This window comes from Blautia caccae (assembly GCF_040095955.1).
GTDB lineage: Bacteria > Bacillota > Clostridia > Lachnospirales > Lachnospiraceae > Blautia > Blautia celeris.
Genome location: NZ_JBBMFP010000007.1, coordinates 198,743 through 210,952, shown reverse-complemented (window position 1 = coordinate 210,952; position 12,210 = coordinate 198,743). Strand labels below are relative to the sequence as shown.

General features: G+C 45.6%; 12 protein-coding genes. 7 read left to right on the top strand and 5 right to left on the bottom strand.

The window, feature by feature from the left end; translation table 11 throughout:
- Positions 1 to 289 precede the first annotated feature (289 nt).
- The 3 genes from WMO65_RS09920 to WMO65_RS09910 all read left to right on the top strand — a co-directional run bounded on the left by WMO65_RS09920 (position 290) and on the right by WMO65_RS09910 (position 4,980).
- Complete coding sequence (locus WMO65_RS09920; protein WP_033141581.1) at positions 290 to 1,333, top strand: LacI family DNA-binding transcriptional regulator; 1,044 nt, start codon at positions 290 to 292, stop codon at positions 1,331 to 1,333.
- Between the two features lie 105 nt (positions 1,334 to 1,438).
- On the top strand, positions 1,439 to 2,470 hold the full coding sequence (locus WMO65_RS09915) for a LacI family DNA-binding transcriptional regulator (protein WP_033141582.1): 1,032 nt from the start codon (positions 1,439 to 1,441) through the stop codon (positions 2,468 to 2,470).
- 227 nt (positions 2,471 to 2,697) lie between these two features.
- Positions 2,698 to 4,980: a CheR family methyltransferase gene (locus WMO65_RS09910; RefSeq protein WP_148391970.1), complete on the top strand. Its 2,283-nt coding sequence runs from the start codon at positions 2,698 to 2,700 to the stop codon at positions 4,978 to 4,980.
- Positions 4,981 to 5,048: 68 nt separating this feature from the next.
- Here the strand turns inward: WMO65_RS09910 and WMO65_RS09905 are convergent, their stop codons facing one another.
- Positions 5,049 to 5,693, bottom strand: coding sequence for a nucleoside recognition protein (locus WMO65_RS09905; protein ID WP_148391971.1), 645 nt, complete (start codon positions 5,691 to 5,693; stop codon positions 5,049 to 5,051).
- Positions 5,694 to 5,864: 171 nt separating this feature from the next.
- On the opposite strand from WMO65_RS09905, the gene WMO65_RS09900 reads away from it, so the two are divergent.
- The 4 genes from WMO65_RS09900 to WMO65_RS26545 all read left to right on the top strand — a co-directional run bounded on the left by WMO65_RS09900 (position 5,865) and on the right by WMO65_RS26545 (position 8,381).
- Positions 5,865 to 6,665 (top strand): carbon-nitrogen hydrolase family protein, encoded by an 801-nt coding sequence (locus WMO65_RS09900; RefSeq protein WP_054350349.1) that lies wholly within the window; start codon positions 5,865 to 5,867, stop codon positions 6,663 to 6,665.
- Between the two features lie 279 nt (positions 6,666 to 6,944).
- A complete protein-coding gene (locus WMO65_RS09895) occupies positions 6,945 to 7,607 on the top strand; it encodes a DUF1638 domain-containing protein (RefSeq protein WP_033141591.1) in 663 nt (220 codons plus the stop codon).
- A gap of 201 nt (positions 7,608 to 7,808) precedes the next feature.
- Positions 7,809 to 8,117, top strand: coding sequence for a GntR family transcriptional regulator (locus WMO65_RS09890; RefSeq protein WP_148391972.1), 309 nt, complete (start codon positions 7,809 to 7,811; stop codon positions 8,115 to 8,117).
- 84 nt (positions 8,118 to 8,201) lie between these two features.
- Positions 8,202 to 8,381 carry a UTRA domain-containing protein gene (locus tag WMO65_RS26545; RefSeq protein WP_033141593.1) on the top strand — a complete coding sequence of 60 codons (180 nt, stop codon included), beginning with the start codon at positions 8,202 to 8,204 and terminating at the stop codon, positions 8,379 to 8,381.
- Between the two features lie 52 nt (positions 8,382 to 8,433).
- Here WMO65_RS26545 and WMO65_RS09885 read toward each other — a convergent pair whose 3' ends face one another.
- From WMO65_RS09885 to WMO65_RS09870, 4 genes are read right to left on the bottom strand one after another with little or no spacing between them, the layout of a single operon-like run.
- Entirely contained in the window at positions 8,434 to 9,675 is a 1,242-nt protein-coding gene (locus WMO65_RS09885; RefSeq protein ID WP_148391973.1) for a CapA family protein, read from the bottom strand.
- Positions 9,676 to 9,721: 46 nt separating this feature from the next.
- Positions 9,722 to 10,567: a 16S rRNA (cytidine(1402)-2'-O)-methyltransferase gene (rsmI, locus tag WMO65_RS09880; RefSeq protein WP_033144220.1), complete on the bottom strand. Its 846-nt coding sequence runs from the start codon at positions 10,565 to 10,567 to the stop codon at positions 9,722 to 9,724.
- Entirely contained in the window at positions 10,564 to 11,334 is a 771-nt protein-coding gene (locus WMO65_RS09875; RefSeq protein ID WP_033144219.1) for a tRNA1(Val) (adenine(37)-N6)-methyltransferase, read from the bottom strand. Before WMO65_RS09875 ends, rsmI begins: the two co-directional genes overlap by 4 nt.
- Positions 11,331 to 12,209: a PSP1 domain-containing protein gene (locus tag WMO65_RS09870; protein ID WP_033144218.1), complete on the bottom strand. Its 879-nt coding sequence runs from the start codon at positions 12,207 to 12,209 to the stop codon at positions 11,331 to 11,333. Before WMO65_RS09870 ends, WMO65_RS09875 begins: the two co-directional genes overlap by 4 nt.
- Position 12,210 lies beyond the last annotated feature (1 nt).

Sequence of the window (12,210 nt, the reverse complement as noted above, 5' to 3'; positions counted from 1 at the left end):
CTTGTATTTTCTTCGGATTCAACGCCTATTTACACAAACGTTTTTCCTTTTTTCGCTATTTTCACTGTCAATTTATTCATAAACCTTATATTTTCCCTTATCTTTTTTATTCTTCTTTGACTGTCGTTATCTTACGCAAACGTTTGTATTTTTTTGCATTTTATTATTTTATTTTTTTAATATAATGAAAATATGAATACTAACGTATCCGAAAATTAGATCCTGCGAAATACATGCCGCAGTTCTCTAAAATAAATCTTCAGTATGACCAGGACAAGGAGGGAATTCTATGATTTTAAAAGATATCGCAAAAGAAGCAGGTGTCTCCATCTCAACTGTCTCCCGAGTTATCAACGGAAAGGAACAAGGAGCCGCCAGTAAAGAAACACGTGATAAAATCTGGTCCATTGTACGGAAAAATGGCTATACCCCTAACATCCTGGCACAGAATCTGAAACGCAGGACATCTATTACGGATTCCAAAGAAAATCCGCTGTTCTATATAGACTGCCTTCAGGCCCGTACCCCCAATCTAAATACAGATCCTTTTTTCTCCGAACTGGAGCGTGCACTGGAACAAGAGGCTTTTGATTATAATTATATTGTCAAACATACATACCGACCTATGGACCTGAAGTCTCTGGATTCTATGATACAGGCAGATGGACGGAATATATGCGGTCTTGTTATACTGGGAAGATACATGTTCACAAAAGAACAATTAAAGATCCTGAAAGAAGTATATAAAAACATTATTTATGTGGGACTCAATGCCATACCGCTAAAATGTGACCAAGTTATATGCGACGGATACAAAGCAGGCATCAGTGCAGTGGAACATTTAATAGAACTGGGGCACAAAAAAATCGCCTATATTGGAGAACAGGCGAATGAATGCCGTTTTCTGGCCTATAAGGATGCTTTATCCATGCATAATTTAAATTTTACGATCCATAATACTGCCAACGTGATACAATCCACAGACGGTGGATACAAAGGCGCTCAGAAGTTAATAAACAGCAGCTCTGATTTTACAGCTGTTTTCTGTGCAAATGATCTGACTGCCATTGGCGCCATCAAAGCCTTTCATGAGAATAAAAAACAGGTCAGCAAAGATATTTCTGTCATAAGCGTGGATGATATCGATTTGGCTCAATACGTAACACCCATGCTTACCACTGTACATATCCCCATCGAAGAATTAGGCAGACAGACTGCACGCATATTAATCGACCGCATAAACGGCAGACATACTCTTCCAATGAAAGTAGAACTACCGTTTTTCATAGCTAAACGTGACAGTTGTTCCAAATACCGTTCTGCAAACAGATAGACATGTACCGAATCCCTGCCTATCTGCCCTGCTCTTTTGGGGATATCTACGACAGTATGGATTTTCTGTATCGGCTTATAATATAACAACACAGGAGGAAATCAAATGACACTGAAGGATATTGCAAAGGAAGCCGGGGTTTCCATCTCCACAGTCTCAAGAGTCATAAACAATAAAGGAAGCAATGCTGCCAGCAAACATACCCAGGACAAAATCTGGTCTATCGTCCGAAAAAACGGATACATCCCAAACGCGGCTGCCCGGACATTAAAGAACGGCAGCCCCGTCCCGGAGGAATCCGAACCGTCTTACACGATTGACTGTATTTACGGTGAACATTCCAGAACAGATATCAGCCCACTTTACCAGGAATTAGAGCGGGCAATTGAACAGATCGCCATTCGACAAAAATGTACTGTACGCCGCTCTTTTTTTCTGGAAGAATTTTCCTTTCCCCCAAATCCCCCAACAACGCAAAAAAACAATGCTGACGGTGCTGTGTTATTCGGAAAACGATGCCTGACGCAGCGGCAGTTTGAACTTCTTGAAACCACCTACCGAAACCTTGTATACGTCGGCATCAATCCTCTGGATTTAAAATGCGACCAGGTTATATGTAATGGTTATCATGCGTCTGTTACTGCTGTACAATATCTTCACCGTCTGAAGCATAATAAAATCGGATATCTCGGGGCACAAAAAGACACTTCCTGTTTTCAGGGATACAAACAGGCACTGAGAGAACTTGGCCTGCCCTTTCACATAACCAATACGGTCAATGTCAAGGAGACAATGGAGGGGGGCTATCACGGAGCAAGGCTGCTTCTGGAACGGGAGGCTGACATCACCGCAGTTGTATGCGCTGATGATCTGACAGCTATAGGTGCAATGCAGTATTACCGGGAATGCAGAAGGAGAATCCCAAAAGATATCTCAGTCATAGGAATCGGCGATATTCCCCATGCCCAGCGCACTATACCCATGCTCACTACAGTCCATGTTCCCGTCGGAGAGCTGGGTAATATTGCCATGAAGGTTTTACTGGACCGGATTCAGGGCGGACATAAACTGAATCTGAAAGTGGAACTGCCCCATTATATAGCTGAGAGGAATAGCTGCGCCAGATATACCAGGTAATTTTATAAATAGCTGAAATTGTATCCAGATAGTTTAATATTTACTTAAGAATGACAAACTTTGGCAAATACAAGTGCAATGTATCATTCCATATGATATACTTAAATAATACTTGATGAGGAAATATCTTCATCAGGTGTTTTTTGCATAAAAAGAAAAGTTATAAATCAAATATAAAAAAATATATACTATAGCCATAGTTATTGTCTGCATGAAAGGAGACTATTATGGAAGAGAAGGATGCCGGTCAGGCAGAGCATCTTACACTGAATCAGGAAAATGTTCGATGTTATGTTGGTGTAGGGGCTTCCGCAGGGGGTGTGGAGGCATTACAGGAACTATTTCAGCATATGCCGCCGGACACCGGCGCATCTTTTATTATTGTACAGCATCTTTCGCCGGACGCAGTCAGCCTGATGGATAAAATTTTGCAGAAATCCTCCAGTCTGCCGGTGCAGTTGGCCGAGGAAGGCGCAGTTCCCCAGCCCAATCACATCTACTTAAATCACCCGGGAAAAACATTGACCATGAAAGAAGGAAAGTTTCACCTGGAATCTGCTCATGACCGAAACCAGCTCTATCTGCCCATTAATCTGCTGTTCCAGTCCCTGGCCTCGGTAAGCGATGTGCATGCCGCGGCCATTATCCTGTCAGGAAGCGGTTCTGACGGAGCGATTGGAATCGGCTCTATCAAGGAAAACGGGGGACTTGTCATAGTTCAGAAACCCACAGAGGCCCAGTATGCATCCATGCCCCAGAGTGCCATTTCAACAGGTATGGTGGACCTGATTCTAAACGTGACGCAGATAGGCTCATCCCTGAGAGAATACCTGAAAAATCCTCATATACTGTCCATGCACCAGGAAGAACCGGATCACATGGAGCTGGCAGAGGATTATTCCTGCATTCTCAATGCTATCAGCCAGTATTCGGATATTGATTTTACGATCTATAAAACAAATACCATTTACCGAAGGATTGAACGCCGCATCGCACTCAATAATTTCCATGGAGTGGAGGAATATCTGGACTATCTCCTCTCAACAGAGGAAGAACGTGCCCAGCTTCACCGGGATCTGCTTATTGGCGTAACTTCCTTCTTCCGGGATGAGGAAGCATTCCGCCATCTGGGTGAGAATGTGGTCATTCCCCTCCTTAAGAAAAAGAAGTCCATCCGCCTGTGGAGTATCGCATGTTCTACCGGTGAAGAAGTATATTCCCTGGCAATACTGCTCTGCGAATGTATGGAATACCTGCATTTTACTGCGGATGTGAAAATATTTGCCACAGATGTGGATCAAAATGCCATCACTACCGCCCAGAAGGGCATTTACTCGGAAAGTCTTCTGGAAAATCTGAATCAGGCAATATTAGACCGCTACTTTGAACACACAAGCGGCGGATACCTGGCAGGCGAAAAGATCAGGAAAATGATCGTCTTTGCCAAACATAATATTTTCAGGGATGCCCCTTTCTCAAAATTGGATCTGATCGTCTGCCGTAATATGTTCATCTATGTGAAACCGGAAATGCAGCAGAAGGCACTGGCCTCCTTCTATCAGCTCTTAGTTGATGACGGCTATCTGTTTTTAGGCAGCAGCGAATCCGTTGGGGATATGGGAGATGCTTATAATCTGCTGGATAAAAAGTGGAAGATATATTCTAAAAATAAACAGTATTCCAAAAAAGATATTTCCATGTATCCGGCTTTGAACATGTTTGGGAATTTTTCTCCCCACCAGACAGAACGTATCCAGAAGGCTAATCCCCTGCAGAAACAACTGCACTCTACCAATATCTCTGAAAAGCTGCTGTTCGCCATGGCCGGGCCATCCGTTCTGCTCAATCATGAGTTTAAGGTACTGCAGGTCATTCAGGGCGGCGGGCACTATATGAGGATGCAGGACGGACAATTTGACGGAGGCCTCAGCTCCTTTTTTTCTCCCAGCCTGGCTGCCTTTCTCAATCGTCTGCTTCTGGATTCCAGAAAGATATCCGACGGTATCGTTGAAAAACGGGCTACCGGCCTGGCAGACTACCCCGAGGAAGTTTTGTGTGTGAAAGTTCGCTTTTTCAACCTTACCGAAGGGGAATACTACCTGATACAAATCAAATCCGAAGAAAAGGCAGAGTCAGAAGCTGCTGATTCCCCCATGGATTTAAGAGAATTAAAGGACAGCCGTATTCAGATCCTGGAAAATGCGCTGAATGAAAGCAACTGGAATTTGAAACTGGCCGTAGAGGAATCGGAATCCCGCAACGAAGAGCTGCAGGCCACCAATGAAGAACTTCTGGCATCCAATGAGGAACTTCAAAGCACCAATGAGGAAATGCAGTCCGTCAACGAGGAGCTTTACACCATCAATGCTGAGTACCAGAACAAGATTGTGGAACTGACCACTGCCAATGCGGACTTTGATAACCTTTTACTGAACGCGGATGTGGGTGCCCTGTATGTGGATGAAAATATGCACATCCGAAAAATAACGCCCCATTGGTGCATCTGCTGAGCACCTATCTGTCATGAGCAGACTCAAAAAGGGCTGCCTGTTTTCAGACGCCCTTTTTTAAGTTCTCTTTACTCTCTTCGCTTCCTGTCCTTGAACTTACAGAAAACAATAGCCACCACCGTGCTGAGCAGCGTAGCCACAATCCCCGGCCCCACAATGCCGGCAGGGTTTGTACTTCCGTACTGGCTCCGGTATGCTATGATATTTACCGGGATCAGCTGCAGGGAAGAAATATTCAAAATTAAAAAAGTACACATCTCATTGCTGGCTGTCCCCCTGGGCAGTATCCGCAGTTTTCCCCGGGAATTTATGCCTGCCTCCTGTCCGTTCTCCTGCCTCCGTTCCTCTTCCAATTCTGCCAGCTTTTCCATAGCCTTCAGGCCAAATGGGGTTGCCCCCCATCCAAGCCCCAGAAAATTGGCGATGATATTGGCGGATATATACTCCATGGCAGGATGATCCCTGGGCAGATTCGGGAATAAAAAACGCAGCAGCGGCTGCATTTTCTCTGTCATCTTCTCTATCATGCCGGAGGATCTGGCAATCTCCATGACCCCCATCCACATGGCAACGATTCCCGCCATGGTAATGCAGAGCACCACCGCCTCCTTGGCAGATGATAGAGCCGCATCCGTGATCTCTCCCATGCGTCCCGTCATGGCACCGTATGTAATTCCTATGAGCATCATGGCTCCCCAGAGAATATTCAGCATTTACACGCCTCACAGGCTTTTTCTCTACTATATGCTTTGTAGGTTTCATTTATTCTGAATAGCCGGACACAGGCGCTTGACTTTCCCTGTGTATCTGCTACAATGGCAAAAAGCGCACGTAAAACAGCGTTTTGCAGCAGACTGCTAATACCCGTTGAAAGGGGGATTCTTATGTCATATACGATTGCACTGGCTCAATGTACCTCTCTGCCGGACATATCCCAAAACCTGGTAACTGCCGAAAAATTTATAGCTGAAGCGCAGAAAGAGGGGGCATCTCTCATTGTTTTCCCTGAATACTTTATGTATCCCTGCACAGGAGATACCGCATCTTATACAGCGCATGCCCAGCCGGTTGACGGTCCGTTTGTTCTCTGTATGAAAGAGCTTGCAGTAAAATATAACATTTGGCTTCTTTTCGGAATGAATGAAAAATCCTCTGATGTGCATGAAAAGAAATGCTACAATACATTGGTCATTCTGGACAGTGGCGGCATAATACGCGGTACTTATCAAAAAACACATTTGTTCGATGCATTTGACTGGCAGGAATCCGGCCACACACTTGCAGGCAATTCACTTTTTTTACCAATAGCAACGCCTTTCGGCAGGCTTGGACTCGGCACCTGCTATGATCTTCGTTTTCCGGAAGTAGCCCTGCATGCGGCATTACAGGGTGCTGAACTCCTTATCTATCCTTCTGCCTGGGTGGATGGCCCTCTGAAAGCATTGCAGTGGAAAACTCTCATATCAGCAAGAGCCATAGAAAACGGTATAACCGTTATAGGATGCAGCCAATACGCAAAGGATACTTTCATTGGACAAAGTTTTGCCTGTGACCCTTTCGGCAATACACTGGCAGAGGGAGGGCCGCAAAATGAGCTCCTCCTTGTTCCTGTTACTCCCGGCCTGACCAGGGATGCCCATTCCCGGATACCATCGCTTGTAAACAGGCGCACTGACTTATATTAAATTAACATCAGACAGGCGTATACGGCAAATCCCTCAAACTGCTTTGGAATCATCGTATTATGTGCCATACTGGCAGCTCGGAACCTTCATTATACTGCTCCCCTACCCCGTAACTATCTCTCATCAATATTTTTACACTTTTTATATAAACTGATTATTTTCTGTTATTTTTTGTTTTTATCCAATATTTTATATCTATATTTGACTTAACAAAAAAAACAGGATATAATTTGAGCAGCTTATCACTTCTGCACTCCCGAAAAGAAAGGTGGCATTTTAATGAAATCCACAATTATTGCCTGCAAAACCTTGGAAGAAGAACTGCTCTATGTTATGGAATCCCTGTCAATGCATCCACCTGTTGTGTGGCTGGAATCCGGCCTGCACAATAATCCAGCCCACCTGCACGAACGCTTACAGGAAGAGTTAGACAAAATCACCGGGCAGGAACTGGTGATCATGGCATTTGGATTTTGCGGTAACTCTGTTCTTCATTTAAAGACCGGAAATTATACACTGATACTGCCAAGAGTAGATGACTGTATATCACTGCTTCTGGGATCCGTGTCTGTAAAAGCTGCGCTGAATCACACAAATCCAACTTATTTTCTTTCAAAAGGATGGATGAAAGGTGAGCGGAATATCTGGGTGGAATATCAATATACAGTTAAAAAATATGGGATTGAAACAGGCCGTGAAATTTTTCATGCCATGTTTGGCCACTACAGCACTCTGGGCCTTCTCGATACAAAAATCTGTCCTTTGGATTCACTCATGGAAGAAACAGAAAAAATAGCCCGGACTCTTGACTTATCGCCAAAAATCATACCGGCCTCGACCCGTTATCTGTCACAACTCTTATCAGGCCCCTGGCCTGCCGAACAGTTTTTGCAGGTTCCTGCAGACTCAGAAATTGCAATTGAGGATCTATATACTTATTAACCCCCTGTGTTTATATTGAGTTGTATATACCGGTATGATATACCCGATGGCAGAATGTGGCTGCACTGCCCGCGTACATCATATGGAGGGAGGAAATTTAATTGGAAGATAATATAAACACTTGAAATTCAAAAGATGCCTATTCACAGGACCCCATCGAAACTGCTGTAATCTGCAAGTCTTCTATGAAAGCAAAAAGCTATGGAAAAAAATAATAATACCTTTGGAGAGCCTCTATACATTACGATAGCAGGATCCTTGCGCAGGAAAATTATGGGTGGTGAATTTAATCCCGGGGATTTACTTCCTTCTGAAAATGTATTATCTACCCAATATCATACCAGCCGCGAGACGGTGCGAAAAAGTTTAAATATACTGGAAAAAGAAGGTTCATTTATTCCAGAGCCGGAAAGGGTTCTTATATATCGTCTCCTCAGCACAATGTATTCTCTATGTCTTTTTCCGAAGATGATTCCGGAAACCAAACGAAATACAGAAATATCACAGTGATAGAACCCTCAGAAGAAATCAGAAATGCTTTAGAACTGAATTCGTCTGATAAAGTAATTGAAATCAGCCGAGTCATTTCCAGGAATGGAATCCGGAGATGAAAAAACAGCACATACACTGCAGTGTGAACTATCCGATCCACTGCTTGTAATATACAGGTATTTCATAGACCAGGATGGACGTTGTATTGGATTCGGCAAAAAATATATGCGGCAGAATTACGGCAGGCTAAAAGCCAGTTCCGGTTATTTTGAACCCTGTTAAATTTATTAAAACGGCAGCAGATTTTTCCTGCAAAATCTGCTGCCGTTTCCCTTTATCCCTGCACCCAGGAACTATACTCTTTAATCTTCTTCAATATATCATCCCCCTGCTCTCCCTTGGCAGGCGTCGGCTGATAGTTATTATATCCATCCTCAGAGGAAATCCTGCACGGAATGATATTCTTCACATTGTCCTGCTGCAGCGCTCCATCCTTTATGGTAAATGTCTGCTGGAAGATCATGGTGTTCATGTCAGACGGATAGGCATTACCGCCAAAGCAGAAATTGCCCAGACTGTACACAATATTCTTCCCCTGATATTCTTCTATCCCCTCCAGCACATGGGGATGATGTCCCAGGACCAGATCCGCCCCGTTGTCTATGGCTGCGTGTGCCAGCTCAATCTGTGTGGAGTCCGGTTCATATGCCTTCTCTGAACCCCAGTGAAAGCTGGCGATAATGATCTGCGCTCCCTGTTCTTTCAGGGATTCCAGGTTGGCCATCATGGAATCCTTGATTCCAAGGCCTTCCCTCAGGACATAGGTGCCCAGCAGCCCCACCTTTACGCCCTTTATCTCCATCACAGCAGTCCTGTCATATCCAAATGTGGTGATTCCCTCATCCTCCAGGGCCTTGATGGTATCTATATAACTCTGCTCACCATAATCCTTACTGTGGTTGTTTGCCATATTCGCAGCTTCCACACTGCCCGCAGTGAGTATCTTTGCATAGGCGGGATCCGCTTTAAATGCAAACTGTTTGTCCTCGCGTTCCTCACTGGTTGTGAGAGTTCCCTCAAAATTCACAATGGTCAGATCATCCTGCGAAAAAATTGGCTGAACATTCTGAAAGAAATAAGCCGGATCTCCCACTTCCTCATATTTAGCCGGAAGGCTGTCACTCCAGTCAAAGAACTCATCGGTTCCCAGTGTGCAGTCTCCCGCTGCGCTGACTGTGATCGTTACGGGTTCCTCTGCCTTTTTCTCTTCCCCGCCTGCACCCGACTTCTTATCCGCATCCCCGGTACTGTCTTTTTTCTCCGCTTTGTCCTGGGCTGCCGTTTTGTCCTGAACTGTCTCCTTATCCTGACCAGCCTCTGACCTGGCTGTCTCGGTCTTTGCGTTTGTCTCCTTTTCTCCGGAACCGGCAGACATGCCTCTGCTCACAGCCAGAATGACTAGAAGCACCAGGACCAGAGCCAGATCCATTCCGAAAATAAGCTTGATCCGCCTTACTTTCCGCTCCCTTTCCCTCTTTCTTCGTTCCTGTTCTTTTTTTCTGTAATGGTACGCCATTTATGATCCCCTTCTCTTTCGGACAGTATTGCACTGCCCGGTACCTCTACTCCTCTTCCAAAAGAGCCTGGTAAATGTCACGTTTGCTGACTCCTCTGTCCTTTGCGACTCTCTTCATCGCCTCTTTCCTGTCGGCTCCCTGGTTTACATAATACTCCATATGTTCCTTTAACGGCATCTCACTCCAGCGCTGCTGTTCCTCAGCTTCCATCTCACTCCGGCTTCTTCCTTCCAAAACCAGCACACATTCTCCTTTGGGGGCATTGGTCTCATAATAGGTGACCGCCTCCGATAATGTAGTCCTGAATATGGTCTCATGCTTTTTCGTCAGCTCCCTGCACACGGAGATTCTGCGCTCGCCAAGAGCTTCCAACAGCTCCTGGAGTGTCCTTACAAGCCGGTGAGGCGCCTCGTATAATACAATGGTCCTGGTCTCATTTTTCAGCTCCTCCAGAACCTTTCTCTTCTCCTTTTTGTCTGAGGGAAGAAAAGCTTCAAAGGCAAACCGCCTTGTGGGAAGTCCCGACAGGGTCAGTGCTGTGATGCACGCAGCCGCTCCCGGAAGGGCGGTCACCGTAATCCCCGCATCCCAGCACATGGCTACCAGCTCCTCGCCGGGGTCTGAGATCCCGGGTGTTCCCGCATCTGTGACCAGTGCAATATTTTTCCCTGCCTGCATCTGTTCCACCAGATATCTTCCCTTATCTATCTTATTATATTCATGATAACTGGTCATGGGCGTCTTAATGTCAAAATGGTTCAGCAGCTTGATACTGTTTCTGGTATCCTCTGCCGCGATCAGATCCGCCTCTTTTAAAATACGCACCACCCGGTAGGTCATATCCTCGAGATTGCCGATAGGTGTGGCGCACAAATACAATTTTCCGCTCATGTTTCCTCTTCTCCCGCAGCCGTTTCCTGCCGCTTCCGTCCATAGATCTCCAGTATCTCATCCGTATAGACTCCCGGTCTGTCATAGACGATCAGCGGCTTTTCCACAGTAATCCTGGAATTTCCGCCTCTCATACCCTCTATGAGCACAAGATTGGGTTCCTTGTCCACATAGGGATAGACAAGGCGCATCCTTTTTGGTTCAATCCTGTATTTTACCATGGTTGACATAATTTCTGCTAGACGAAATGGCCTGTGTACCATGTAGAATCTCCCTTTCGGCACCAGAACAGAGGCTGCCTGGGAGATCACATCCTCCAGTGTACAGAGGGTTTCGTGGCGGGCAATGGTCTTTGCCGTGTTTTCCCCTACGAGACCATGACTTCCGATCATATAAGGCGGGTTGGTGGTGACCACGTCAAAAGAGGATGCTCCGAAAGTCTTCGCCGCCTCCCTGATGTCACCCGTTTCGATGGAAATATCTGCATCCAGTCCGTTGTAAGCCACGCTCCGTCTGGCCAGCGCCGCGCTCTCCTCCTGGATCTCCAGTCCCGTAAAATGCCCCTGCGGGTACCTGGCTTTCAGCAAAATAGGGACGATGCCAGTCCCCGTCCCCATATCCAATGCATTCTCACCCGGTTTTACCCTGGCAAACCAGGCGAGAAGCACTGCGTCTATTCCGAAACAAAACTGTTTTGGATTCTGAATCAGCATGTAGCCGTTCTGAAGGTCATCCAGACGTTCATTTTCCATAATCAGAGATTTCATTTCTCCAGTTCCTTTAATGCTTTTAATTCTTCATCAGACAGTTTTATCTTTTCTTTTTTCTGCCGCGGTTTGAATTTTAGATCCTCCACAGCGTATTCCCTGATTTCCTTCTCGTCATCCACATCTACAATGACTTTGACAAGCTGGCGCAGCACATTTACACTCTGCACTTCGCCTCTGAGCCCCTCCGGTGTGTTCACTCTGTCTCCTACAACCGGCAGTTTCCGGTTCAGCTCCTCGTATGTCTCTTCCTCATTTTTCAGACAGCACATAAGCCTTCCGCAGACTCCTGAAATCTTGGTGGGATTCAGAGAGAGATTCTGCTCCTTGGCCATTTTGATGGAAACAGGTGCAAATTCAGACAGATAAGTATGACAGCACAGGGCACGCCCGCAGATTCCGATGCCTCCCAGAATCTTTGTCTCATCCCTGACACCAATCTGGCGCAGTTCAATGCGTGTCTTAAAGATAGCTGCCAAATCCTTCACCAGCTCACGGAAATCAATCCGTCCGTCCGCGGTAAAGTAAAAGAGTACTTTATTATTGTCAAATGTATATTCCACATCGATCAGCTTCATCTCAAGCCCGTGCTCTTTGATCTTCTTCAGACAGATCTGGTATGCTTCTTTTTCCCGCTTTCTGTTGCTCTCCTCTTTCTTGTCATCCTGTGCATTGGCGATTCTGATGACCTCTTTCAAAGGCTGAACCACCTTCTCATCCTCTACATCCCTGGGGGGCAGAACCACGTTTCCGTATTCTACACCTCTTGCGGTCTCCACAATTACATGGTCGCCGGATTTTATCTCCAGATTCTTTGGAGAAAAATAATAGATTTTTCCCACATTCCGGAATCTGACTCCAATCACTCTTGTCATT